The sequence below is a fragment of the Leeuwenhoekiella palythoae genome (assembly GCF_020310025.1).
GTDB classification, from domain to species: Bacteria; Bacteroidota; Bacteroidia; order Flavobacteriales; family Flavobacteriaceae; genus Leeuwenhoekiella; species Leeuwenhoekiella palythoae.
Genome location: NZ_CP084318.1, coordinates 717,133 through 742,391, shown reverse-complemented (window position 1 = coordinate 742,391; position 25,259 = coordinate 717,133). Strand labels below are relative to the sequence as shown.

The window sequence follows — 25,259 nt, the reverse complement described above, 5'->3', positions numbered from 1 at the left end:
GAATTCTTCTATTTTGCACTTCAAATTTAAGCAAAAAAAAAGCCTCATTGCGAGACTTCTTTATGTTTAGAATGTTGTAAAATCTAGTATTCATCCTCATTCCAGAGGTAGTCGTCTTCAGACGGATAGTCTGGCCATATTTCGTCAATCGAATCATAAGAGTCACCTTCATCCTCCATAGCTTGTAAGTTCTCAACAACTTCTAATGGTGCTCCCGTTCTAATCGCATAATCAATCAATTCATCTTTGGTTGCAGGCCAAGGTGCGTCGCTCAAATGAGAAGCTAGTTCTAATGTCCAGTACATAAGTTAACGTATTTATTTTTTTGCAAAAATAAATTTATTAACGTAAAATCCAAGAAAATTGAATGTTAATTCAAAATTATTTTTATGAACGTCTGTAATCTATTGTGATTACGAGGGTTAAGCCTAATTTTTCTATGTTTTAACCCTTCTTTTCAGGAATCCATTTAATCTCTTCGGCTTGCAAGTCTTTAGACAACTTCCGTGCCAGTACAAAGAGGTAGTCAGAAAGGCGGTTTAAGTATTTTAGCGCGTTTTCTTCAAACGGAACTTCTTGATAAAGAGCCGTTGCGAGTCTTTCAGCTCTGCGGCATACCGCACGGCTTACGTGACAGAATGACACAGTTTGATGTCCTCCGGGGAGTATAAAATGCGTCATAGGTGGAAGCTGAGCATCCATCGCATCCATTTCCTGTTCTAAAAGCTGGATATCAGCTTCACTTACTTTTTCGATATTCAGGCGCTCTTTGCCATTTTTTAAAACCGCTTTCTCAGGATCGGTCGCCAGAATTGCCCCGATGACAAATAGTTTTTCCTGAATAGAGATCAAAGTAGCTTTGCTATGCGCATCTATTTCCTGATCGCGCAACAAGCCTAAATAGGAGTTGAGTTCGTCTAAGGTGCCGTAGCTTTCAATACGTATGTTGTGTTTAGATACGCGCGTGCCGCCAAAGAGTGCAGTGGTACCTTTGTCTCCGGTTTTAGTATAGATTTTCACAGCTAAAGTTTTTAGGATTTAGATTCGTCTTCGCGCTCTTTCTTAAGATTGAAATAATCTGTTTTAAAATTGCGTTTCCGGCGGTCTCTTAATTTACTTTGATTGCGTTTATTGTTGGCCATAACCGCAAGAAAAAGCACTGCCAAAACCACAATAATGAGAATTGATTGTAAATTATCTGGAATGAAATCGAGCATACGTCAAAGGTACTTAAATTAAAATGGCCAAGGCAATAGCGCTATTCCATTGCGTGTTTAGCATAACTGCGCCATTTTTCGATACAGGCTTCCATATCTTCTGGGATCGCACTGTCAAAGCGCAACCACTCACCGGTTTTAGGATGTTCAAAGCCTAAAGTTTTTGCGTGTAAGGCTTGTCTGGGGAGTACTTTAAAGCAGTTTTCTACAAATTGCTTGTACTTGGTAAAGGTGGTGCCTTTTAGTATCACATCGCCGCCATAGCGCTCGTCGTTAAACAGCGTGTGCCCAATGTGTTTCATATGCACACGTATCTGATGCGTGCGCCCGGTTTCGAGCTTGCACGAGATCTTAGTGACATAGCCCAAGCGTTCTAAAACCTTGTAATGTGTTACCGCTTCCTTACCTTGATCGCCATCTTCGTAAACCGTATTTTGCATACGATTTTTAGGATGACGGCCTATATGGCCTTCTACCGTTCCTTGATCTTCTTCTACATTTCCCCAAACGATCGCTATGTATTCACGCTCACTGGTTTTATCAAAAAACTGCTTCGCAAGATGCGTCATTGCTTCTTCAGTCTTCGCGACTACGAGAAGTCCGCTTGTGTCCTTATCAATACGATGCACAAGACCGGGTCTACCGCTGCTGTTTTCCGGAAGGTTATCAAAATGATAGATCAATGCATTAATAAGCGTACCGCTGTAATTACCGTGACCGGGATGTACGACCATACCGGCAGGTTTATTCACCACCAGCAGGGTGTCATCTTCATAAACAATGTCAAGCGGAATATCCTCAGGCGTGAGTAAAAACTCATAGGGTGGATGTTCAAAAAGAACCCGAACCACATCATTGGCTTTTACTTTATGATTTTGCTTTACAACTGCTCCGTTTACTTGAATGTTTCCATTTTTTGCGGCTTGCTGAATTTTATTACGCGTTGCTTTTTCAATAAAATTCATCAGAAATTTATCTACACGCAGCGGCTCTTGGCCTTTGCCTGCGGTAAAGCTGTAATGTTCATACAATTCATCATCCTGCTCATCAGGACCTTCCGTCTTAAAATCCTGCATCGTCTAATTCTTCAGCGTCATTTATTACATCTTGTGCAGCATCACCAGAGGTGCGGTAGCTGCCCTTTCCATTACCTACAACCAAATCAATAACTGAGGTTTTACGCAACGCATCACCCACTTTGAGGGTTTTGCCGTCGTGGCGTAGTTCAAGCACTTCGTCAGAGCTTATATGGTCGCGGTAATCAATTTTTCCTATTTTAAATCCTAAAGCAAGCAAGGTTGGTTCTACCTGGCGTTGGGTTCTACCTACCAGCTGTGGAATTTCAATTTTACGATAGCCTGAAGGGTTTAGTACCAGATATATTTTTCGACCTTCTTTTACAAATTTTCCCGCTGCGGGATTTTGCTCGATCACTGAGTATGTAGGATAATCCGGATTGTAGTTTGAAGAGTCGATCACCACATAGTTTAGGTCGGCATTTTCAAGTTCTTGTTGCACTAAGCCTAGAGACATTTTGCTAAGGTCTGGCACGGCGATGCGCTGGTCGTGATTTGTAGAGGCGCGCAGCCAGTACAACAGACCAAATACAAGAAGAACCAGTACCAGTAGCGCCAGCAAGAGCTGTTTTAAAAAGGCTTTGCTGAATATAAATTTAAAGAATCCCATAAAGAGCGATTTTGCGGCTACAAACTTAGTTTAAAATTGGCTGACGCTCAATTGCAATCATTTTTTTTGCCGAGTTTTCCTAAAAATAACGTTCTTTGAAGCCTTAAATTACTCGGTGAACCGAGCTTAAATAAACTTGTTTTTTCAATAGTTGAAGATGATCTTAAGATCGCCTTCTATTAGATAACGTAAAGCTTTCTTTTTTACTATGTCAAAAAAAAATATTGCAGTCGTGATGGGTGGATTTTCCAGTGAGGTGAATATCTCGATCTTGAGCGGAAACACGGTTTGCAAACATCTAGACCAATCTAAGTATAATGTATTTCCTATTCATATTTTAAAGGAAGGCTGGTTTTGTAAACACGCCGATCACCCGCCAATTCCTGTTGATAAAGCTGATTTCTCGATTAATGTGGAAGGCACTAAGATCACCTTTGATTGTGTATTCAACACGATTCACGGAACTCCGGGAGAAGACGGCGTATTGCAGGCGTATCTAAAACTTTTGAAGATTCCGCAGACAGCGTGTAATTATTATGAAGCGGCGCTTACGTTTAACAAGCGGGATTGCATCAGCGTATTGAAAGCCTATGGAATCAAAACCGCAACCAATTATTTGCTGAATAAAGGCGACGTTATTAATGCTACCGAAATTTTAGATAAAGTAGGTTTGCCGTGTTTTGTAAAAGCTAACAAAGCAGGCAGTAGTTACGGAGTTTCTAAGGTTTATGGTGCCGAAGAATTAGAAGGAGCGATCGAAGTGGCGTTTAAAGAAGATGATGAGATCATTATTGAATCTTTTTTAGAAGGAACCGAAGTTTCTGTTGGCGTGATCAATTATCAAGGGAAAGTAATGGCGCTTCCTGTTACCGAAATTGTTAGCGACAATGACTTCTTTGATTATCAGGCAAAATATGAGGGTAAATCACAAGAGATCACTCCGGCAAGAATTACCGATGCGCAAACCGAAGCCGTACAACGCGAAGCAGAAAAAGTCTTTAAGATCTTAAAATTAAAAGGCCTCACCCGAGCTGAATTTATTTTCCACAATGGCGCCCCGCACTTTTTAGAAGTGAATACCACACCGGGGTTGAGTCCTGCGAGTATCATCCCGCAGCAGGCAAAGGTAGCGCGGATTACATTGCCAGATTTGTTTGATAATGTTATTGAGCAGGCAATGAATGGTGAAAAGTCTCAGTAGGCAGTCTCAGTAAATAGTAGGCGATCTAAACGCAGCTTTTATTGCCCCCGCAATGGACTGAATATTTTATAAGCATTAGGTAACGCTACCACAAACTTTAAACACTTCAGTTTTTGTACCTTTAATTTTGAATTTGAATTCTCATTTATGAAACGCGCAGTATTTCCGGGATCTTTTGATCCGCTTACTTTAGGACATTATGATATCATTGAGCGAGGCTTAAAGCTTTTTGATGAGATCATTTTAGCGATCGGGGTGAATGCTGATAAGAAATACATGTTCACTTTAGAGCAGCGGGAAGGCTTTTTAAAAGAGTCCTTTAAAGATGAACCCAAGATCAAAGTGATGACTTATCAAGGTCTTACTGTTGATTTTTGTAATGCGACAGATTCCGGCTTTATTCTTAGAGGATTGCGCAATCCGGCGGATTTTGAATTTGAAAAGGCTATCGCGCATACTAACAGAAAATTGGCGCAAATAGAAACAGTGTTCTTACTCACTTCTTCGGGTAAAAGTTACATTTCTTCATCTATTGTGCGGGACGTTATTCGCAATGGCGGCGACTATACGGGCTTAGTGCCAGACGCGGTTCGCGTGTGATTTTTGCAACATGTAAGCATAACTAAGGTCATTACTGCAGAGACCTGACTATGCTATCAAAATTATTTTTTGCTTTTATCCTCTTGCTCAGCACGGCAGTTTACGCACAACAATCACAAGGAAAAGTGTATGCTGAAGATAAACCGCTAGAAGGCGTGTTGATCATCAATAAAACCCAAGACTTGATGACTTCTACCAACCGTTGGGGGGATTTTGAGATCGCCGCACAGTTGGGTGATTCTTTGATTTTTAGCTATTCGTTTTTTGAAACACAAATTCATCAGGTAGAAGCATATCAACTAGAAGAAACTTGGGTGGTTGAACTTCAGGAAAGTAGAAATGAATTGGATGCTGTGACCATTACGGCAACCAACAAGGTGAAAGAGTTTCGGGTGAAAGAATATGATAAGAATTTTAACACTTGGTTGCAAAAAGATATTCAAGAACACCCTGAATTGTATAGTCCCGGTCCTAGCGGTTCTGGCATTGATTTTATCGCTATCGGAAAAATGGTATGGAATATGATTAAAAAAGACAAAAAAGAAAAAGCCGAAGATCCCAATCGCTTTAGAATTTTAAAACTGGGAGAACTTAAAGCTTTTTTCAAAAAAGATGCATTTTTTAATCAGGATTTACTACGCAATCAACTAGCCGTGACCCAAGAAGAAGAGCCGCTGTTTTTTGATTATTGTCTGGAGCAGCAGGTAGATGCACGCTTATTGCAAGATAAAAATGAGATGCGTTTTCTGGAGTATTTAATAAAAAGAAGTGCCGAATTTCACAAGTTGAACGCAACGAATTAAACTAACTTCGCAACTTAAAGCAAGCTGATGCGAATACTTATTTTACTTACAGGAGTTGTCACATTGATGATGGGTAATGCTTATGCGCAGAACACCTCCGGAAAGGTTTATGCAGGGGATAAGCGTGTTCCCGGGGTGCTGGTGCAAAACCTTACGCAGAACAAAAGTACGACCACGACAGACGAGGGAGATTTTAGCCTGGCGGCCCGCTTAGAAGACTCTTTAGTGTTTAGTGCCCCATTTATGGAAACGCAGGTGTTTGTGGTAGAGCAATATCAGCTGGAAAAGGTTTGGGTTGTGGAGTTGAAAGAGAACTTAAACGAACTGGATGAAGTACGCCTCACTGAAGCACCTAAAGAAAAACCTTTTGATGTGCGCGTCTACGATAGTATTTTCAATAGTAGAATTCAGAACGACATCAAAAAGAACCGCCAACTATACCGCCCGCCCAACAGTACCAATGGTGTCGATTTTATGGAGATAGGACGCCTTTTTATGAGCTTGTTTAAGAAAGACCCTTCCAAGCAAAAGGAAAGTTATGCGCCTATAACGTATAAACAATACCGTGTGCTCTTTGCTACCGATGAATATTTTAATCGGGAATTTTTAGTGGAGCAATTGGGGATTGATGCGTATTACCATAACCTGTTTTTTGAGTATTGCGACGCCAAGCAACTTCCCGGCAATTTGTTAGAACCTGAAAACCAACTGGACCTTTTAGACAAATTCATTGAACTCGCCGATAGCTTTGAAGCCGAACTCAACGAATTTGGAGAAAATGGTATGAAACTTCCCGAAGGAAATTAGAATAGATCGATGTTCAATCCGGCGTAAAAATTCACAGGTTCTCCGGGATAGTAGTAACGTGGCGCTGCACCACCAAAACCGGTCGCGTTGGGTAGTACCTGTGCTGCGTAATTGGTGTCAAACACATTATTAACTCCCGCAAAAAGCTGGGTTTTTACTTCATTAAAAAGCGTAAAATTATAATCACCACGTAGGTTTACAAGGTTGTAGGCGTCGCTATAAAGACTGTTGGCATCATCCAGTGGAATGCTTCCGGTGTGGCGGTAATTGATGTTGATCTTAAAACGATTATGAAAAGCCACATCCAGACCTAAATTGATCACTTGATCAGCAACTCCGGTGAGGTCATTTCCGTTGAAATTCTCGTCGTTATCTACAAATTCATCAAATGAATAATCGTTGATCGCTAAAGATCCGTAGGGTTGTAATGACCATTCCGGTGATAACTTACCGCGATAATGTACAAAGAATTCAATCCCGTTATGGTCTGTGGCTCCGGCATTGCGTCCTACATATTGATCATCGCCCACACGCTCGGCAACCAGTAAATTAGTAACCTGAACCGTGTATAAACCGAGTTCGGTATAGAGTTTTTTATCCAGCCATTGGGCTTTTAATCCCAACTCATAATTCATTCCGGTTTCGGGTTTGATTTCCGGGTTGATCGCGCCTTCCGGAGTTAAAGTTTCGGCAACCGTGGGTAGTGAAAATCCACGACTTACCGAGGCGTAAATAAATTTATCGCTAGCGGCTTCATAACTCAAACCTGCTTGCGGCAAAAAAATGCGAGGGTACGTGTACACCCCACTGTTGTCAATATTGGCTTCGTTGAGGTAATCATCCAGGCGGTATCTGCTGTGGTTGTAATTCAGACCTACATCTGCTTTAAGCTTCGGTGCAAGTTGCAGGCTTAATTGAGCAAAAAGGTTGAGGTATTTGCGGTCCTGTTCTTGATTACTAAAACGGTCGCCTTGCAGGCTTCCATTGCCATCATTCTCTTCATATAAATTATTGAAAAGCTGCGCCTGATAATGCTCATCAAAATATTCAACCCCAATACTGCTTTTTGCAGGAAGGTTGAAAAGGGAAAATTGAGATTTTAAGGTGCTGCGAATTCCAAAGGCAAAAGATTCTTCATCAAGAATATCAAAAGGCCGCGGTTCATACCCGTCACGGTAATTTGCAAAAACACTGGTTTGCCACGTATGGTTGGCGGTAATATTCCATTCGTAAGAAAGTCCGGCTAAGGCTTTATCATACGACTCATAGCCCTTCGCTTGCCCCCACGTGAATGCTGCGTCTTCAGGACTGTTATGTAAGGTTTCTTCGTTTACAGAACTCGGTATGAAGGCTTTTACCCGTGTATAGTTTCCGAAGAAGGTTAGCGCACTGGCGGCATTGATCTGAGTTCTCGCAAACCCGGTTAAGGTGTTTCGGTTGTAGTTGCTATTCGCTCTAAAGCCGTCTTTCTCCAGATGATTATAGCTTACAAATCCAGCGGTTTTGTCATCAGCGAGTGCTGCGGTGATTCCGCTTTTAAAAAGACCATAAGCGCCTGCTAATCCATTTAATTTGATCGTGCTGCGTTCTGGTTTGATCACCGAAATATTGATCGCACCGCCCAAGCCTGCACCATAGCTACTGCTGGCAGGCCCTTTAATGATTTCCATACGCTGGATCAAGTTGAGGTCAATATCTTCTAACGTGGTTTCGCCTTCGCCGGTAGTCAGCGGGATTCCTTCAATATAGGCCTTTACACGGTTTGTGGAATATTGACTGCGTGCTCCTAAACCTCTGATACTGATGCGGCTCGTATTGAGCGCACCTTGCTGCATCTGAATTCCCGGATTTTTATTGAGCTCGTTAGCGATAGAAAGTTGGTCACCGCGCTGAAAATCTTCAGCAGCAATGACATTTACCGCCGCGGGAATGCGTTGCAATTTATCTTGAATAGGCGTGGAGGTGATGGTGATTTCACCTAAGGTATTTCGAACTAAAACAGAATCTGCTGCTGTTTTCTCTTGAGCAAATGCACATCCAGAAAACAACAGCAGACCTAAAAGAATATTTTTCATAAAGTACTCGATAATCGAGGGTGGAAATTCTGATGAATTTCAAAAATACTAAAACGTATACCTATTGGAGCCACTAGAAACTAAAACACCAATAGGCTTGATTTGTATGGAATTACTCTGCAGAAACACGCCAGATCACTCCGCCATCATCATCGTTTACCAATAGGGAACCGTCTGGCGCCACTGTAGTCGCCACCGGGCGGCCGTACACTTCATTCCCATTTTCGTCAGGAACAAAACCGGTAAGGAAATCGGTTGGTTCTTTTGGGATCCCGTTTTCAAACGGAATAAATACCACCTTATATCCTGAGAAAGGCTCGCGGTTCCAAGAACCGTGCTGACCTACAAAAGCCCCGTTGCGGTACATTTGTGGGAATTGTTCTGCGGTATAAAAGGTAAAACCTAAAGATGCGGTGTGCGGTCCTAAAGCAACATCCGGCATAATGGCTTTGTCCACTAAATCTTGGTGCGGATCATCTTCCCAGCGTGGGTCGTTGATCTGCCCATAGTAGCTGTATGGCCAGCCGTACCATCCGCCTTTTTTAACGCTGGTAGCATAATCAGGAACCAAATTATTCCCCAATTCATCGCGCTCGTTAACTGCAGTCCACAGTTCGCCCGTCACCGGATTCCAGTCCATCCCCACAGGATTTCGTAGTCCGGCTGCATAAATGATCTCTCCGGTTCCGTCAGGATTTACCTCAAGAATATTGGCGCGACGCTCTTCTTTCTCCATTCCTTGTTCACCTACATTACTAGCTGATCCCACCGAAATATAAATCTTATCTCCGGCTTCGTTGGTGATGATATTGCGCGTCCAATGGTTGTTATAACCACTTGCAGATAGCTCAACTATTTTTTCACCTTCACCTTCTAATTTGGTTTGCCCTTCGGTGTATGGAAAGCGGTATAACCCATCAGTGTTTGCGATGTAAAACGAACCGTCCAAAACCAGCATTCCAAAATTTTGATTAAGATCTTCTTTAAAGATATAGCGCTCATCTACTTTACCATCGCTGTTGGTATCACGCAATAAAGTAATGCGGTTGGCGCTGTCTTTGGTGTTGGACTCTGCTACAAAAATATCGTTATTTGGAGCTACATACGTCCATCGTGGATGTTTGAGCGAGTCGGCAAAGCGTTCTACTTTAAAGCCTTCGGCAGCAGTAGGCGTTGTTCCTGAAGGCCAAGCCACGATCTTACTTTCTTTGGTTACCGATTCTGAGGCAAAAGGAGCAGGCAGTTCTAAAGGACCCACCGTAGTTTCAACGGTAACGGGACCGTTATCGGCGAGTTCTTCTTGCTCGCTTTCGGGTACGCTTTTATCATTTTTACAACCTGCCAAAGCAAGAACTCCGGCTAAAATATAGTGGGATGTTTTCATAGTTAGTGATTTTATACGAAAATAAGACTTTAAGTCGCTTGGTATCTGCTGTGCTGCCGCATTAATATAAGTTTAACGGCACCATCTGAAGTTGAGGCTTTTCGAAATCCTTTGCGTATTTATTGGGTGGTCAATAGTTCTGGAAGTCTTAGCGGATAGGTGGCTTCAAGGCTTGCCCTTCCGTTAAAAAAGGCTATTTTTGCAGCCGAATTGAGAAACGGATTAACCTGCTAAATCACAGCATTTTCCACTTTACAAACACACAGGCTTTTTGCACAAAACTACTTCATGAAAAAGGTATTCAACTTATTTGATCTCACCCAAAAGGTCAATTACAAAACCGAAATTCTTGCCGGTCTTACCGTAGCGATGACAATGATCCCAGAATCTTTGTCTTTTGCGATCCTTGCCGGTCTGCCGCCTTTAATGGGCTTATATGCTTCGTTTATCGCGGGATTGGTCACTGCGATTTTTGGAGGTCGTCCCGGAATGATTTCAGGTGGAGCAGGAGCCACAGTGATCACGCTGATCGCACTGATGAATTCGCACGGCTTAGAATATGTTTTAGCTGCTGTGGCGCTTGCAGGAGTGATTCAAGTGTTGATCGGACTCTTTAAGCTGGGGAAGTTTATTCGTCTGGTGCCGCACCCGGTGATGTTTGGGTTTGTAAACGGTCTTGCGATCGTAATCTTTATGTCGCAGATCAAACAGTTTAAAACTTTGGTTAATGGCGAGGTTGCATGGTTAACCGGTACGCCTTTATTAATTATGGCAGGTCTGGCAGCGCTTACGGTATTGATCGTTATATTTCTTCCGAAATTGACTAAGGCTGTTCCTTCTTCGTTGGTGGCGATTATTGTGGTTTTCGCTTTGGTATATTTCTTCGGAATTGATACCAAAACGGTGAAAGATATCGCTTCGGTAAGTGGTGGTTTTCCTCCATTTCATATTCCTGAAATTCCTATTTCTTACGAAACCTTAAAAGTGATTGCACCGTATTCTATGGTGATGGCGGCAGTAGGACTTACTGAAGGTTTGCTTACGTTGAATCTTGTAGATGAGATCACACAAACCAAAGGGGACGGAAACCGAGAGTGTATCGCTCAGGGAAGTTCTAATTTACTTAACGGCTTTTTCTTCGGAATGGGAGGTTGCCCGATGATCGCACAAACCTTAGTGAATCTTTCAGCGGGATCCAGAGCGCGTTTATCAGGTATTATCGCTGCATTAACTATTTTGATGATCGTATTATTCGGTGCGCCGGTGATTGAGAAAGTCCCTATGGCGGCACTCGTAGGCGTGATGATTATGGTAGCAGTAGGAACCTTTGAGTGGGCGACACTGCGTATTTTCAACAAAGTGCCTAAAAAAGATATTTTCTTAGTGATCATCGTTGCGGCGATTACGGTGATCCTACACAACCTTGCGCTGGCCGTATTGGTTGGTGTGATCCTTTCGGCCTTGTTTTTTGCCTGGGAAAGTGCGAAACGCATTAGAGCCAGAAAGTATGTAGATGATGAAGGTACCAAACATTATGAGATCTACGGACCTTTATTCTTTGCTTCTACAACCAATTTTACAGAGAAGTTTGATATTCTGAATGACCCTAACAAGATCATCATTGATTTTAAAGAAAGTAGGGTGGCAGATATGTCTGCTATCGAAGCTTTAAACGTCGTTACCAGCCGTTATCATAAACTTGGTAAAACAGTTTATTTACGACACTTGAGTCCTGATTGTCGTCGTCTGTTAAAAAACGCCGAGGCGATCATTGATGTAAATATTATTGAAGATCCTACGTACAATTTGGTAGGGAGCGATGCTAATTAAACGCATTTAAAAAGCCGATACGTAAAGTATCGGCTTTTCAATTTTTGGTAGTTAGTGCAAGCGCTTAGTGCTTGTTCTGCTGGTCTTTGATGGTTTTCTCATCAATATCCACCTTGTTGGTTTTCTCGTTTCTATTTCCTGTAGGATTCGTTGGGTTCTTTTGATCTACAGTACGTTCGAATTTCTTATCCATAATAGTTTTCTTTTTTTGTTGAAAACAAGATACGAAGCGCAGCTGTTAATTAATGGTAAGAACTTGCTAAAAGCGGGTTAATACTCAGGATCTTATACTCTTTATGAACGGTTCTATTCCGTCTAAACCTTTTTCGGTAAGGGTTTTAATGAATGCTGAACCTATGATGGCGCCTTTTGCAGTTTGTGTTGCAGCCTTAAAGGTTTCTTCATCTTTGATCCCGAAGCCTACGATCTGTGGATTTTTAAGTTTCAAGGCAGCGATGCGCTCAAAATAATCGGTTTGCACACTACTGAAGCCCGAAGTTTTCCCCGTAGTACTCGCGCTACTCACCATATAAATAAAACCGTCACTCGCAGCATCTATTTGTCTGATACGCTCGTCTGAAGTTTGTGGCGTGATCAGGAAGATCATCTTAAGACCGTATTTTTCAAATGTTGCTTGATAACGCTCTTCATATTCCGCAAGCGGAAGATCTGGCATAATGAGGCCGTCTATGCCTATTTCAGCACAAGTAGCACAGAATTTTTCCACGCCGTATTGAAGCATCGGATTAAAATACCCCATTACGATTAATGGGATATTAACCGATTTTCTGATGTCTTTGATCTGATCAAAGAGCTTGGCGGTGGTCATTCCATTTTTTAAAGCTGCGGTAGAACTCTCTTGAATTGTTGGTCCATCGGCTAATGGGTCGCTAAACGGCAAACCGATCTCGATCATATCAACACCAGCTTTCACCAGTTTTTCAATAACCGTTGTAGTATCTTCCAACTCAGGATAACCTGCGGTAAAGTATATAGAAAGCAATTTTTGGCTTTCCTGTAATTTCTTATTTATTCTGTTCATTATAGTATTTTTTAAGTCATTTCCGCGAAGGCGGAAATCTTTCCCAATTCATTTCAAGTTATCATTATGTTTTCTACGGAAACCTCATTCGTCTAGCATCCAACTCAGATCGTTCCAATCAGGATTCATTTCGTTAATTAGATTTTCTTTCCAGGCTCGATTCCATTTTTTGAGCTGTTTCTCTCTTTTAATGGCGTTTTCGACATAAGGGCTAGATTCAAAATAGACGAGTTTCTCAACATTGTACTTTCCTGTAAATCCTTTATTGCTCTTTTGTTTGTGTTGTTTAAGTCTTCTTTTTAAATCATTGGTAACCCCAATGTAAAGCACCGTATGATTTTTATTGGTAAGAATATATGTGTAGAATAATTCTTCCATTTAAAATGTGTGCTTACATTCAAGGAATTTCCGCCTTCGCGGAAATGAAAAATTCAAACACGCTTAAGCGAGTTTGAAGTAATCTATATACGTACTTAGATCCTTATCTCCTCTACCGCTCAAATTCACGACCACTACATCATCTTTTTTAAACTTGCGCTCTTCAAAAATGGCCAAAGCGTGAGACGATTCGATCGCGGGGATGATCCCTTCCAGTTTACACAATTCAAGACCGGCTTGCATCGCATCATCATCGGTAATGCTGATGAACTCCCCACGGCCGCTTCTGAATAAATGCGCGTGCATAGGCCCAACTCCGGGATAATCAAGACCTGCTGAAATAGAATACGGCTCTGTGATCTGTCCGTCATCGGTTTGCATCAACAAGGTTTTGCTTCCATGAATGATGCCCTCTTTACCTAAGGCCGAAGTTGCAGCACTTTCCCCGGAATGGATTCCTTTCCCGGCTGCTTCTACAGCGATAATACCCACTTCGGGAGTGTCAAGGTAATGGTAGTAGATCCCGGCAGCGTTACTTCCGCCGCCCACGCAGGCCACCACATAATCTGGATTTTCTTTGCCTTCTTTCTCCAGTAATTGCTTTTTTACTTCTTCAGAGATCACACTCTGAAAACGCGCCACCATATCCGGATACGGGTGCGGTCCTACCACACTACCAATGATGTAGTGCGTATCGGTCGGATTATTGATCCAATCCCGAATGGCTTCATTGGTCGCATCTTTTAAAGTTTTGCTGCCAGATTCTGCTGGGACTACTGTGGCGCCCAGCATTTTCATTCGGGCTACGTTAGGGGCCTGACGTTTGATGTCTATCGCACCCATATACACGATGCATTCTAAGCCCATCAACGCACATACGGTAGCCGTAGCTACCCCATGCTGACCGGCACCGGTTTCGGCGATGATACGGTTTTTACCCAGGCGCTTGGCCATCAAGATCTGACCAATTGTATTGTTTACTTTATGTGCTCCCGTGTGACACAGATCCTCCCGCTTGAGGTACACTTTTGTTCCATATTTTTCGGAAAAACGCTTGGCATAATACAATGGCGTAGGGCGACCTACATATTCTTTTAAAAGCGCCTTGAATTCTTCTTGAAAATCCGGTTCCTGCATTACTTTTAAGTAATTCTGACGCAGCTCTTCTACATTAGGATATAGCATTTCTGGGATGTAGGCCCCGCCAAAATCGCCATAATATCCTTTTTCGTTTACATTGTAGTTCATAATTCTATTTTGATATTTCCGCCCTTCGGCTATCGCTCAGGATAAACTAAAGCGGAAATCTTTTAATTCACAGTATTTTTTTATTTCAATTCAGACGTAAATCTCTATCTATTTAATTCTTTTATAAGTGACTTTAATAAGTCTATATTTTTTAATCCCGGTTCGTCTTCAAATTTACTATTGACATCAATCCCCGCCAGCGGAAGCGTTGTTTTTTTAAGTTCGTTTACTGCTGGGATTTCGTCTAATCCTATGCCGCCACTTAACATAAAAGGCTTTTGCGAAGGATACTCATTGAGCACGCTCCAATCAAAGGTATAGCCATTGCCGCCTTTTTCTTTGCCTTTGGTGTCAAATAAAAATTTATCGACCACAGCTTCATAAGCTTCCAAAACTGAAAAGTCAAAGTGGTCTTTTATGCTGAAGACTTTCCAGAGTTCAACGTTTATATCTGTTTGAAGCGCTTTACAGTATTCCGGAGTTTCGCTTCCGTGCAATTGAATCACATCAAACTGAAATTGCTGGATTTTATCGAGTGCAAATTCAATGCTTGCATCTACAAAAACGCCCACTTTTTTAATTCCTTCCGGAAGGGTTTCAATAGCTGCTTGGTCGTAATTTCGTTTGCTTTTTTCAAAGAAGATAAAACCCAAATAATCTGGCTTGAGTTGGGCTACGTCAAGGGTGTTGTGTTTCATTCCACAAACCTTAAGGCATAGCTTATCGTACTTTTTATTATGGATTGTTTTAACCATTAATTTTATTACTTCCTATTCTGTTTTGTTCATTTCTTTTGCTCGTCCAAAAGAAACGAACCAAAGAAAAGGACGCCTTTTGTTAGGAATTTTCCATAACCTTAGCCGGTTATGGAAACCATTTTATAAAATGGGCGCTGCGCTGTCTTTCCCATTTTATAAAGCCTATTCTGGAACAAAAGGAGGCTTCGCATTTATACTATTTAGTATTCATTTTAGTTTATATACTATTAAATAAGCTGTTTGATAAACTCAGTAGCGCTGGCGCCCGGATCATCGGTTTTCATAAAGTTCTCGCCAATAAGGAAGCCTTTATAGCCATAGGGCTGTAAGGCTTTGATCGCTTCAATCGAACTGATGCCGCTTTCAGATACTTTTACAAAATCATCCGGGATTTCAGCCGATAGGCTTTTGCTGGTTTCGAGGCTCACTTCAAAAGTTTTCAAGTTGCGATTGTTTACGCCCAACATATCTAAAGACGGCATAACGGACTTTTGCAATTCTTCCAGATTGTGCACCTCGAGAAGCACATCAAGACCAAGCGATTTAGCAAATTCTGAAAGCGTTTTGATCTCTTCCCGCGTGAGCACTGCGGCAATGAGCAAGATCACATCTGCGCCATACGCTTTGGCTTCCAGAATTTGATAGGTGTCGATCACAAATTCTTTGCGTAACAGCGGTAATTGCGCTGCGGCGCGCGCCATTAACAAATCGTCTAGTGAGCCACCAAAATATTTGCCATCAGTAAGTACGCTCATTCCACAAACTCCGGCTTGCTCGTAACCACTAGCTACATCTTGCACATTGAGGTTGTTATTTATGGTCGCTTTACTGGGAGACCGGCGTTTATGCTCAGCGATGATCCCTGAGGCGCTTGTGCCCAAGGCTCGTGCAAGCGAAGGCGATTTACGTTCAAAAAGCACCGACTGCTCCAGTTGTTTCACCGGAATCAGCTGCTTGCGTAAAGCCACTTCTTTGTATTTATCAGCGATTATTTTGTCTAATATATTCATCTTATTTGCTGCTTAGGGCTATGAGTTTATTTAAGCGTTCAAGTCCTTTTCCGCTTAAAAGAGATTCTTTAGCAAGTTCAAAACCCGCTTTAGGCTCAAGGTTTTTAACGGTGGCAATGGCCATCCCCGCATTAGCGCAGACCACATTGTTTTGCGCTTCGGTACCCTTACCGCTGATCACTTTTTTAAAGATCGCCGCAGAAGATTCGATGGTGTCGCCACCATAAATATCTTCTTGCTTGATGGTATGAACCCCAAAATCTTCAGCTGTCAACATACGCTCGCTGTTGTTGCGAATGGCTTTGGTATTTCCGGTAAGGGAAATTTCGTCATAGCCGTCGATACTGTGTAAAATGGTAAAATTCTTTTTAGTATCCTGATACAGATACCCGTATAAACGAGCCAGTTCCAGATTGAAAACACCCACGAGTTGGTTCTCAGGAAACGCCGGATTCACCATAGGACCGAGCATATTGAAAAAGGTTTTAACCCCGAGTTCGCGGCGAATAGGACCCACATTTTTCATCGCAGGGTGAAAGAGCGGTGCGTGCAGCACACAAATACCAACTTCATCCAGACAGCGCTTTAAAAAGTCGGCATCGTTGGTGAATTTTATTCCGAAGCTTTCCATAACGTTGCTGCTTCCGCTTACGGAAGAAACTCCGTAGTTTCCGTGCTTGGTTACGTTGATACCTGCACCTGCTGCTACAAAAGAGGAAAGCGTAGAAATGTTGAACGTGTTTTTACCATCACCACCGGTTCCACAGAGATCGATGGCGTTGTACCCATCAAAGGGTACAGCAATGCACAAATCGAGCAACGCATCTCTAAAGCCGGCAAGTTCTTCAACAGTAATGCTACGCATCATATACACCGTGATGAACGCCGCGATCTGACTGGTGTTGTATTTTCCTTCTGAAATATTGACCAAAACCTCGCGTGCCTCTTCTTTAGTCAGCTGCTCGTGGTTTATGAGTCGGTTTAAAATTGTTTTCATTATTCGCTATAAGTACCCCGGAGGGAAGCATTATTATTTATGTGAGATTTCCGTTTTCACGGAATAAGACTTGTTTTGTTGGTTGAGATTTCCGTCTTTACGGAAATGGACTTGTTTTTATTTTATAAGATTTCCGTCTTCACGGAAATAGAAAAATACTTAGTTGTTTACCCAGTTTTTGATCATTGTTTTGCCTTCGGGAGTCAGTACCGATTCCGGGTGAAATTGCACGCCGCGCACATCATATTCTTTATGACGAAGTGACATGATTTGTCCGTTCACATCCACCGAAGTGATCTCTAAAGCTTCCGGGAAATTTTCGGGAGCAACGACCCACGAGTGGTATCTGCCAATTTCAAATTCCGTAGGAATATCTTTAAAAAGGGGCTCATCAGTAACCAGTTGTTTAGCCGAAGTGGCAACCCCGTGAAACACCTGATCTAAGTTGATAAGGGTGCCGCCAAAAACTTCACCTATAGCCTGCTGGCCTAAGCAAACGCCAAACATACTTTTAGTAGGCGCGTAGGTTTTAATAATTTCCAGAAGCAGCCCGGCTTCTTCGGGAATTCCCGGTCCGGGTGACAGCAGGATCTTATCAAAAGCAGCCACTTCTTCTAGTTGCAGTTGATCGTTACGTTTTACGGTGACTTCGCAGTCTAAATCTTCAAGATAGTGTACCAAATTGTACACAAAACTGTCGTAATTGTCTATGACTAAAACTCGTTTTTTCATGTTATAGTTCTTCAGCCAGTTTAAGGGCTTTGGTAAGGGCTCCTAATTTATTATATACTTCTTCTAATTCTTTTTCCGGTACGCTGTCGCTTACGATTCCTGCTCCCGCTTGATAATGCAATTGATGGTTTTTACTTAAAAAGGAACGGATGATGATCGCATGATTGAAGTTTCCGTTGAAATCCATAAACCCAATGGCACCTCCGTAGAAATCACGGTTTATGGGTTCGTATTTTTCTAGCAATTTCATCGCATTGTGTTTGGGCGCACCACTTAAAGTTCCTGCCGGAAAGGTGTCTGCCACAACTCGCATGGTTGAGGTATCAGCATGTTTGGTTCCTGTGACTTTACTCACCAAATGGATCACGTGCGAAAAAAATTGTACCTCACGATAGGTTTCTACTTTTACGTTACTACCGTTGCGGCTCAGGTCGTTGCGCGCCAAATCAACCAGCATCACGTGCTCGCTGTTCTCTTTGGCATCTTCAGAAAGTTTCTTGGCCAAAGCGGCGTCTTTTTCATCATTTCCGGTACGTTTAAAGGTCCCGGCGATCGGGTGAATTTCGGCTTTGCCTTCTTTTACGATGAGCTGGGCTTCAGGCGAACTTCCGAAGATCTTAAAATTTCCGTAGTCAAAAAAGAACAAATACGGCGATGGGTTTACGCTGCGTAAGCTTCGGTACACGTTAAACTCGTCTCCGCTAAAGCCTTGTGAAAAGCGTTTAGATGGAACGATCTGAAATACATCTCCACGCTGGCAATGCTTTTTGCAGGTTTTTACCAGCTCTATAAAAGCCTCGTCCGACATCTGCGATTGTTGCTCGCCTTCCAGCTTAAAATGATATTCGGCAAAACTTTTTACGGTGAGCAGTTGAGCGATCTGGCTGAGGTTGTTTTCTTCGTTATAGGTATGTGAAAAAATGTGCGCTTCATTGTTGAAGTGATTGATGGCAATGATGTTTTGGTAGACTGCATAATACAAGTCTGGCACATCAAGCTGCGCTTCTTTTTTGGTCACCTCAATATCCTCAAAATAACGCACGGCATCGTAACTCATATAGCCGAAGAGTCCGTTTTGAATGAACTTCTGTTCGTTGTCTTCGGTTTCAAATTTTTTAGCAAAACCTTCAATGATGCCTACCACATCGGTATCACGCGCAATGGCCGTGGTTGTGGTAGTTCCGTCAGGGAAAACTTCGGTGATCACTTCGTTTTTTACCGTGATCGAAGCGATAGGTTTGCAGCAGATGTAGCTGAAGGTGTTGTCGTTAGCTCGGTAATCGCTACTCTCGAGGAGCAGGCTGTTTGGGAACTTATCACGCAGACGCAGGTAGACCGACACCGGAGTGATGGTATCTGCAAGAATTTTTTTGCGGTGGGTTTTTAAGGTGTATTTCATTTTTGGTTGATAGGCTTATAAACAAAAAGACCTGTCGTGAGACAGGCCTTTTTTATTTTGATATTAAATACAAGGTTGCTTCACGACGTTACTGTTGCGAGATCCACCACCAAGTATTTACTGTTTTGTTTTTCATAATGAGCCTCAAAGATACACATCGTTCAGAAAGAGACCAATATTTTTTAAAATTAGTTTTAAAAAATTATTTATTAGACGAGTTGATGTTAGGTGAGAGGCCGTTATAAGTAGATTAATGATTTTATCAGAAATCGTGTTTGTTCATTTTCTTTGCTCGCGTGATTGTTATTTTACGGGAGCTCGTGAATCTCGTATCCTCGATTTGCTAATACTAATTCAACTAACAATATTACAAAGCACAACAGATGCATTCCTCTCCCTGCGGTCGTCGGATGCAGAAAAGAAAAGACACCCTCGCTTATGAATTTTTTGCCTTATCAGGCAAAAACCGACTTGTAAGCTCCGCGTCGCTACCGCTCCTGTCCTTCGGAGCTTCCTGCGTCTATTCTGAACCGAGGGAAGTTTGATTACGTTTCATCCTTCAGGTATAGATAATTGAAAGTTTAAAACTAGTAATGCTTCTTAAAGACTTTAAATTGGGACTGTTCACTTTAATAGGCTGCCAACGTCATTATGAACCAAAGGGAATGTGATTGCGTAATCTCTTTATCATTCAAAGTAACTTTATTCAAGATACTTTATGAGTGCTCAAATGTTTTAAGGTATATAAGAGTCATTTTACTTTTCTTTACTCGCAAGATTTATATTTCTTGGGAGCTCGTAAATTTCCTATTGTCGATTTGCCAATGCATTTCTCTCCCTGCGGTCGTCGGATGCAGAAAAGAAAAGACACCCTCGCTTATGAATTTTTTGCCTTATCAGGCAAAAACCGACTTGTAAGCTCCGCGTCGCTGTAGAAGTTTTTTTATTGTAGTTCTTACTTGAAGTAAAAAAAAATCGATTCCAAAGCCAACGCGCCACCTGGCTCATTCGCTAAAAAGGTCTACTAGCCCTTTTCTTAACGCTCTGCCCTTGCGTCTATTCTGAACCGAGGGGAGTTTGATAACGCTCGAACCTTCGGGTATGCTTATTTGTTCTAATAAAGTAGCCTAGAACTTGTTCCATAAAAAAAGCTGCCATTTTTAAAGGCAGCTTTCTTAATACTTGTGATGGACTATTAATTAGATAGACAAGTTGATATCTAAAGTAAAGTCGTCATAAATAGTTTTGTCTCCTAAATTGTCAAAGAAACTTCCAGACCCGTAACGTACATTGTATTTACTACGGTCTATGGTTAGGGTAGTGGTGAAGTTGTCACCGGCTTCTTCAAGATCAAAAGTAATAGGTTCAGTCGTTTCTTTAATGGTAAGGTCACCGGTTACTTTATAAGTGTTTCCATTCTTTACTGCATTAGTGATTACCAATTTAGCGGTAGGGTAGTTTTCAACACCAAAGAAGTCATCACTTTTTAAGTGTCCTTCTAGTTGCCCTTTGCTGTCTCCTTCAAGGTCTGTACATGCGATGCTGTTCATATCGATCACGAATTCGCCTCCGGTAACAGCGCCGTCTTCCATTTCAAAGAAGCCTTCTTTAAGGTCGATGGTTCCCATATGTTTTCCGGTTACTTTTTTGCCAACCCAAGTGATTGAACTGCTTTTTACGCTTACTTTTTCCATAATAGTTTTTGTTGTAAATGACGCAGAGGCAATGCCTACTGCTAAGATTAATACTGATTTGACGCGATTATTGCGGTTAAGTTGATTGAAGGCTTTTTTTGTAGCCAAGTTTAGTTTTGATAAGCTTTGATTAAGAGTGCTCATGGAATTCTGAATTTTTATTGTTGTAGGGATTAAAATTGTACGTACAAATGTTTGTTTAAATTTTTTTAGAGGATCTCAAAAAGTTCTTCCTGCGGGCGTCTTACTTTAGCAGCGTGTTGTGTTTGATCGTCAGCACTGCGATAGCCTGCCGCGGCAACAACAACCGCATGTAAGTTGGTATCAGCAAGTCCTAAAATTTTATCAAATGCATCCGCATCAAAACCTTCCATTGGGCAGGTGTCGATTTGGTGAGCGGCAGCGGCACTTAATAAATTTCCAAGAGCAATGTAGGCTTGGCGGGCAGTCCAACCGGCTTTAGCTTCTTGTGGAAGATTTAAAAGACTGTTTTTCATCAGATTTGCATAATCTTCTAAAGCGCTTGTTTCGACTTCTTTAATACGTGCTGCGTGGTCAATATAACTGTCTACGAGTTCGGCTCCAAAATCAGTTTGATGTGCAAACACAAAAATGGCCGAAGCATCTGTGAATTGTGATTGGTTGTAGCCGGCAGCTTTCAACTGTTCTTTGATCTTTTCATCTTTGATCACTAGGATCTTATATGGCTGTAATCCATAGGAAGAAGCCGATAGTTGTACGGCATCCATAAGGGTTTGTAGTTGGTCTTCGCTTAACTTTTTGTTTGCGTCAAACTGCTTGGTGGCATAGCGCCAGTTGAGGTGTTCAATATACTTATTCATCTTTTCTTAGTTTATCTAATAAAGTATTTAAGGTTTCTAATTCTTTTGTGGTTAAGGTTGCCGTGTTTGCCGCATTGGATGCAGCGGTGAGCGGGTCTAAGTCTTCTAATAACTCCAAACCTGCAGCGGTGATTTCGATTTCTACTTTACGGCGATTGGCAGGGCAGATGCGTCTGTTTACCAGCGCTTTTTTGATTAACTTATCAACCAAGCGGGTCGTATTGCTGCTTCGGTCTACCATACGTTCCTGAATGCAGGCCAGACTGGCAGGTTTTCCTTTCTGTCCGCGTAAAATGCGTAGCACATTAAATTGTGGAGTACTCAAATCAAATTCCTTAAGAAGCGCAGCAAAATGTTCTTCCAGAAATCTGGAAGTGTATTGAATGTTAATCAAGGTTTTTGAGGACAAGTCTAAACCGTTTCCTATTTTTAATGCTTCTTCGATCTTCATTGTGTATCTACAATTGTTGTATGTACAAATGTATAGTTATTTTTTGTTTAGATGGAAATGAGTTCTCCGCTTTAACGGAATTTTAAGGTTTCTTAACGAGAATGAATTCAATACAACGCTGTAGATGTTATACAATTCCTAAAATCTGTTATCAAAATGTTGTATTCCTTAAATTTACCGCGAGCGATTATATGCGTTTTGCTGTTTCAATACGCATAAAAAAATCGACTCTAGTTTAAAAACAGGAACTATTGATTAGAAGATTACTCGGTTTAGGGATGTTGTGTGTGTTTATGGGCTGTGCTTCTAAAGCAGCTTCTATACAAGCCGCAAAACCTGTACGCATTGTTAACGCGGAAGGATACCAGTTACCTGTTTATGATTTTGAAGCCTTTAAACCGATGCTTGATTTTCCGGAAGGTGAGACGGTAAAAGTGATCAATTTTTGGGCAACCTGGTGTGCTCCTTGTGTGCAGGAACTGCCTGTATTTGAAAAACTTCACGCAGCGTATCGCAAACAAGGGGTGGAAGTAACTTTGGTGAGTCTGGATTTTCCTGATCAAATTGAAGCGCGCTTGATCCCATATATATTGAAAAACCAACTTGCCGCTCAGGTTTTACTGTTGGATGATCCTCATAGCAATGTCTGGATCCCACAGGTATCCGAGTCGTGGAGTGGTGCGATACCGGCCACCTTGTTGATCGCTGAAGATGCCTATAGATTTTATGAGCAATCCTTTGATTACCGAAGTCTGGAGCGCGAAGTACTTGCTTTAAACCCTAACTTGAATTCTAACTAATATGAAATCTTTAAAAGTATTGATCGTACTTACGCTGGTCCTGGTCGTTTCTGCGCTGGGAATCGCCGGCTTTAATCAATTTAAATCGGGCTACGACATTGGTGATCGTGCATCTGATTTTAGGTTGAAAGATGTGTCAGGCGAACTCGTTTCGCTTTCTGATTTTGGCGAAGCCAAAGGGTTTATTGTCGTGTTTACGTGCAATACATGTCCGTTTGCTATTGCCAACCAAGAGCGTATTCAGGCTTTAGATGCCGCCTTTAAACCAAAGGGCTATCCTGTGGTCGCGATCAACCCGAATAACCCGGAGGTGAAATCCGGCGAAAGTTATACTGAAATGCAAAAAGTTGCTAAGGACTTAGGATTTACATATCCCTATCTGTATGACGCCAATCACGAGGTTTATGCCACTTACGGGGCGACCAAAACGCCACATGTCTATGTTCTTCAAAAGGAAGAAGATGCATTGATCGTGCGGTACATTGGGGCTATCGATGACAGTGTGCGGGATGCCGCTTCTGTTACGCAAGCCTTTGTTGCTGATGCTGTAGAAGCCTTGCTGAATGATGCTCCGGTAACCCCAGAAACGACTAAGGCGATTGGTTGCGCTATTAAGGCGTAATGCCGTTGGAAAAGCTTCAGCAATGCCTTATTTTTGATTTTTATACTAAAAAATTTACGATGAAAAATATAACTCAGGAAGAATGGGAAGCGCAAATCGCTGAAGATGATAATGCTTTTATTCTCGATGTACGTACGCAAAATGAAGTAGATGAGGGCATCATCCCCAATTCACATCACATTGATATTTATGAAGGTCAAGGATTTATTGATAAAGTAAACGAACTTGACAAATCGAAAAATTATTACATCTATTGTCGTTCCGGAAACCGAAGCGGCCAAGCAGCACAACTGATGGATCAGCTGGGCTTTGAAAATACCTACAACCTGCTTGGAGGATTTATGGAGTGGGATGGAGAAACGACGTATCAGGAATAGGTTGTTCTTTACTTTTCTTTGCTTCTCCAAAGAAAAGTAACAAAAGAAAAGAGCCCCTCGTTTAGGAATTTTTCGCTTAGGCGAAAACCGTCTTGTTCGTTCCGCGTCGCTATCGCTCCTGTCCTTCGGAACGCCCTGCGTCTATTCTGAACCGAGGGAGTTTTTAGATTCGTTTAACCCTTTGGGTATGGATATTTAATACTATAAAAGGCAAACCGCAAACTGGCTACTGGTACTGACAGCTGTTGATCTGTATTTCTCATTTGGTGTGGTCTTAGATTTATTAGCTCAAAATAGTAAATGCGGCACCGTGGACTGTCTTTTGCTTTAGGAGTTGGAGATAAGAGCATATGTAGAATTGCCAAGCAGATGTGATTTCTCCTGCTGGTCGAAATGACTGGGTGTTGTATTTTGTATTTCTACTTTTGTATTTTGAATTTTAACCAAAGTTAATTCCGTAAATTTTAAAGCCTTGAAGCTGTTGTCGATAACGTTTTTCTTCTGACTTTGAGCGATTTTTCTTAATTTTTGTTTAAAATTAAATACTAAATTACCCTTGTTTAACTGGTAGATTTACTTATTTTCGCCAACCTAGATGTTAGAAAATCCCCTAAATTTTGTAACGCTAAAAGAAACGATTTGCATGAATTGGTACGTGTTATACGTTAAACCACAAACAGAAAAAAAAGTGGCTTCGGCGCTTGAAAAAATAGGGGTTGAAGTCTTTTGTCCTACACTGGAAGAGGTGCGTGTTTGGAGTGATCGTAAGAAAAAAATACGTGTTCCGCTTTTTAAATCCTATGTTTTTGTTCGTTTAAATTCCACGGATCGCCAGCAGGTGTTTGCGGTGCATGGAGTCGTGCGTTATTTGTTTTGGTTAGGGAAGCCCGCCATTGTGCGCAATGAAGAGATCGCAGCCATTCAAAACTGGCTGTCTGATGATGCAGTGACTGAGGTGCGTGTACGCGCCTACCAGCCCGGAACCGAAGTAAAAATTGCCAGTGGTCATTTTAAAGGACAAAAAGGTGTGGTGCAGGAGGTGGGACGTAAAAAGTTAAAAATGGCCATTAAAAGTTTGGGTGTCATTGTGGAGGCCCGTTTAAAAGATTTGGTCAATTAAATACGATATAGCGCTGCGAACCGTTAGCGCGTATAGCCTCCTTTTTAGGGAGGTCTTTTTATGAGTACCGCTAAAGCTTTTAGTGCTTGGTAGCGTTGCTTAATAAAGTTTGTTGTCAAAGTAGGTTGCTTTTCATTAGAAAAATGTGAGTGACGCGGCGGAGCCATGGAATTCATCAAACTTTAG

General features: G+C 41.8%; 28 protein-coding genes. 9 read left to right on the top strand and 19 right to left on the bottom strand.

Going from position 1 to position 25,259, the window contains the following annotated elements; translation table 11 throughout:
- Positions 1 to 83: 83 nt before the first annotated feature.
- The 5 genes from LDL79_RS02980 to LDL79_RS02960 all read right to left on the bottom strand — a co-directional run bounded on the left by LDL79_RS02980 (position 84) and on the right by LDL79_RS02960 (position 2,903).
- The gene (locus LDL79_RS02980) at positions 84 to 305 is read right to left on the bottom strand and encodes a DUF2795 domain-containing protein (RefSeq protein ID WP_009781131.1); all 222 of its coding nucleotides are present in this window, start codon (positions 303 to 305) and stop codon (positions 84 to 86) included.
- A 139-nt stretch (positions 306 to 444) separates the two neighbouring features.
- Complete coding sequence (locus LDL79_RS02975; protein WP_167597804.1) at positions 445 to 1,020, bottom strand: cob(I)yrinic acid a,c-diamide adenosyltransferase; 576 nt, start codon at positions 1,018 to 1,020, stop codon at positions 445 to 447.
- Positions 1,021 to 1,031: 11 nt separating this feature from the next.
- The gene (locus LDL79_RS02970; protein ID WP_072980323.1) at positions 1,032 to 1,217 is read right to left on the bottom strand and encodes a hypothetical protein; all 186 of its coding nucleotides are present in this window, start codon (positions 1,215 to 1,217) and stop codon (positions 1,032 to 1,034) included.
- 41 nt (positions 1,218 to 1,258) lie between these two features.
- The gene (locus LDL79_RS02965; protein WP_072980321.1) at positions 1,259 to 2,293 is read right to left on the bottom strand and encodes an RluA family pseudouridine synthase; all 1,035 of its coding nucleotides are present in this window, start codon (positions 2,291 to 2,293) and stop codon (positions 1,259 to 1,261) included.
- A complete protein-coding gene (locus tag LDL79_RS02960) occupies positions 2,280 to 2,903 on the bottom strand; it encodes a PASTA domain-containing protein (protein WP_072980319.1) in 624 nt (207 codons plus the stop codon). Before LDL79_RS02960 ends, LDL79_RS02965 begins: the two co-directional genes overlap by 14 nt.
- Before the next feature lie 208 nt (positions 2,904 to 3,111).
- Between LDL79_RS02960 and LDL79_RS02955 the strand changes: the two genes are divergently transcribed.
- The 4 genes from LDL79_RS02955 to LDL79_RS02940 all read left to right on the top strand — a co-directional run bounded on the left by LDL79_RS02955 (position 3,112) and on the right by LDL79_RS02940 (position 6,314).
- The gene (locus LDL79_RS02955) at positions 3,112 to 4,104 is read left to right on the top strand and encodes a D-alanine--D-alanine ligase (protein ID WP_225599104.1); all 993 of its coding nucleotides are present in this window, start codon (positions 3,112 to 3,114) and stop codon (positions 4,102 to 4,104) included.
- 147 nt (positions 4,105 to 4,251) lie between these two features.
- Positions 4,252 to 4,704: a pantetheine-phosphate adenylyltransferase gene (gene coaD / locus LDL79_RS02950; protein ID WP_072980315.1), complete on the top strand. Its 453-nt coding sequence runs from the start codon at positions 4,252 to 4,254 to the stop codon at positions 4,702 to 4,704.
- 50 nt (positions 4,705 to 4,754) lie between these two features.
- Positions 4,755 to 5,507 carry a hypothetical protein gene (locus LDL79_RS02945; RefSeq protein ID WP_225599103.1) on the top strand — a complete coding sequence of 251 codons (753 nt, stop codon included), beginning with the start codon at positions 4,755 to 4,757 and terminating at the stop codon, positions 5,505 to 5,507.
- 27 nt (positions 5,508 to 5,534) lie between these two features.
- Entirely contained in the window at positions 5,535 to 6,314 is a 780-nt protein-coding gene (locus tag LDL79_RS02940) for a peptidase associated/transthyretin-like domain-containing protein (protein ID WP_167597801.1), read from the top strand.
- Here the strand turns inward: LDL79_RS02940 and LDL79_RS02935 are convergent.
- The gene (locus LDL79_RS02935; protein ID WP_225599102.1) at positions 6,311 to 8,389 is read right to left on the bottom strand and encodes a TonB-dependent receptor family protein; all 2,079 of its coding nucleotides are present in this window, start codon (positions 8,387 to 8,389) and stop codon (positions 6,311 to 6,313) included. The genes LDL79_RS02940 and LDL79_RS02935 overlap by 4 nt on opposite strands.
- Before the next feature lie 112 nt (positions 8,390 to 8,501).
- Positions 8,502 to 9,773 carry a PQQ-dependent sugar dehydrogenase gene (locus tag LDL79_RS02930; protein WP_225599101.1) on the bottom strand — a complete coding sequence of 424 codons (1,272 nt, stop codon included), beginning with the start codon at positions 9,771 to 9,773 and terminating at the stop codon, positions 8,502 to 8,504.
- Positions 9,774 to 10,061: 288 nt separating this feature from the next.
- On the opposite strand from LDL79_RS02930, the gene LDL79_RS02925 reads away from it, so the two are divergent.
- Positions 10,062 to 11,603: a SulP family inorganic anion transporter gene (locus LDL79_RS02925; protein WP_225599100.1), complete on the top strand. Its 1,542-nt coding sequence runs from the start codon at positions 10,062 to 10,064 to the stop codon at positions 11,601 to 11,603.
- Positions 11,604 to 11,667: 64 nt separating this feature from the next.
- Here LDL79_RS02925 and LDL79_RS17210 read toward each other — a convergent pair whose 3' ends face one another.
- The 12 genes from LDL79_RS17210 to LDL79_RS02870 form a co-directional block, all read right to left on the bottom strand.
- A complete protein-coding gene (locus tag LDL79_RS17210) occupies positions 11,668 to 11,796 on the bottom strand; it encodes a hypothetical protein (protein ID WP_262490495.1) in 129 nt (42 codons plus the stop codon).
- 84 nt (positions 11,797 to 11,880) lie between these two features.
- Positions 11,881 to 12,645 (bottom strand): tryptophan synthase subunit alpha, encoded by a 765-nt coding sequence (gene trpA / locus LDL79_RS02920; RefSeq protein WP_225599099.1) that lies wholly within the window; start codon positions 12,643 to 12,645, stop codon positions 11,881 to 11,883.
- A gap of 84 nt (positions 12,646 to 12,729) precedes the next feature.
- On the bottom strand, positions 12,730 to 13,023 hold the full coding sequence (locus LDL79_RS02915; RefSeq protein ID WP_225599098.1) for a GIY-YIG nuclease family protein: 294 nt from the start codon (positions 13,021 to 13,023) through the stop codon (positions 12,730 to 12,732).
- Between the two features lie 63 nt (positions 13,024 to 13,086).
- Positions 13,087 to 14,271: a tryptophan synthase subunit beta gene (gene trpB, locus LDL79_RS02910; protein WP_225599097.1), complete on the bottom strand. Its 1,185-nt coding sequence runs from the start codon at positions 14,269 to 14,271 to the stop codon at positions 13,087 to 13,089.
- A 104-nt stretch (positions 14,272 to 14,375) separates the two neighbouring features.
- Positions 14,376 to 14,969, bottom strand: a complete 594-nt coding sequence (locus LDL79_RS02905; protein ID WP_167597795.1) for a phosphoribosylanthranilate isomerase — start codon at positions 14,967 to 14,969, stop codon at positions 14,376 to 14,378.
- 287 nt (positions 14,970 to 15,256) lie between these two features.
- Entirely contained in the window at positions 15,257 to 16,039 is a 783-nt protein-coding gene (trpC, locus tag LDL79_RS02900) for an indole-3-glycerol phosphate synthase TrpC (RefSeq protein ID WP_225599096.1), read from the bottom strand.
- A 1-nt stretch (position 16,040) separates the two neighbouring features.
- Positions 16,041 to 17,036 (bottom strand): anthranilate phosphoribosyltransferase, encoded by a 996-nt coding sequence (trpD, locus tag LDL79_RS02895; protein ID WP_225599095.1) that lies wholly within the window; start codon positions 17,034 to 17,036, stop codon positions 16,041 to 16,043.
- Positions 17,037 to 17,195: 159 nt separating this feature from the next.
- Positions 17,196 to 17,768 carry an anthranilate synthase component II gene (locus LDL79_RS02890; RefSeq protein ID WP_072980290.1) on the bottom strand — a complete coding sequence of 191 codons (573 nt, stop codon included), beginning with the start codon at positions 17,766 to 17,768 and terminating at the stop codon, positions 17,196 to 17,198.
- A gap of 1 nt (position 17,769) precedes the next feature.
- Complete coding sequence (locus LDL79_RS02885) at positions 17,770 to 19,167, bottom strand: anthranilate synthase component I family protein (protein ID WP_225599094.1); 1,398 nt, start codon at positions 19,165 to 19,167, stop codon at positions 17,770 to 17,772.
- A gap of 1,199 nt (positions 19,168 to 20,366) precedes the next feature.
- Entirely contained in the window at positions 20,367 to 21,005 is a 639-nt protein-coding gene (locus LDL79_RS02880; RefSeq protein ID WP_225599093.1) for a YceI family protein, read from the bottom strand.
- A gap of 65 nt (positions 21,006 to 21,070) precedes the next feature.
- Positions 21,071 to 21,703 carry an NAD(P)H-dependent oxidoreductase gene (locus LDL79_RS02875; protein ID WP_225599092.1) on the bottom strand — a complete coding sequence of 211 codons (633 nt, stop codon included), beginning with the start codon at positions 21,701 to 21,703 and terminating at the stop codon, positions 21,071 to 21,073.
- A complete protein-coding gene (locus tag LDL79_RS02870; protein WP_225599091.1) occupies positions 21,696 to 22,154 on the bottom strand; it encodes a MarR family winged helix-turn-helix transcriptional regulator in 459 nt (152 codons plus the stop codon). The genes LDL79_RS02875 and LDL79_RS02870 overlap by 8 nt, the downstream gene beginning before the upstream one ends.
- Positions 22,155 to 22,405: 251 nt before the next feature.
- On the opposite strand from LDL79_RS02870, the gene LDL79_RS02865 reads away from it, so the two are divergent.
- From LDL79_RS02865 to LDL79_RS02850, 4 genes are all read left to right on the top strand, one after another.
- The gene (locus LDL79_RS02865) at positions 22,406 to 22,954 is read left to right on the top strand and encodes a TlpA family protein disulfide reductase (RefSeq protein WP_225599090.1); all 549 of its coding nucleotides are present in this window, start codon (positions 22,406 to 22,408) and stop codon (positions 22,952 to 22,954) included.
- Position 22,955: 1 nt separating this feature from the next.
- Positions 22,956 to 23,576 (top strand): thioredoxin family protein, encoded by a 621-nt coding sequence (locus LDL79_RS02860; protein WP_225599089.1) that lies wholly within the window; start codon positions 22,956 to 22,958, stop codon positions 23,574 to 23,576.
- A 59-nt stretch (positions 23,577 to 23,635) separates the two neighbouring features.
- The gene (locus tag LDL79_RS02855) at positions 23,636 to 23,953 is read left to right on the top strand and encodes a rhodanese-like domain-containing protein (RefSeq protein WP_072980491.1); all 318 of its coding nucleotides are present in this window, start codon (positions 23,636 to 23,638) and stop codon (positions 23,951 to 23,953) included.
- A 643-nt stretch (positions 23,954 to 24,596) separates the two neighbouring features.
- Positions 24,597 to 25,073: a UpxY family transcription antiterminator gene (locus LDL79_RS02850; protein WP_167597786.1), complete on the top strand. Its 477-nt coding sequence runs from the start codon at positions 24,597 to 24,599 to the stop codon at positions 25,071 to 25,073.
- Positions 25,074 to 25,259: the final 186 nt, after the last annotated feature.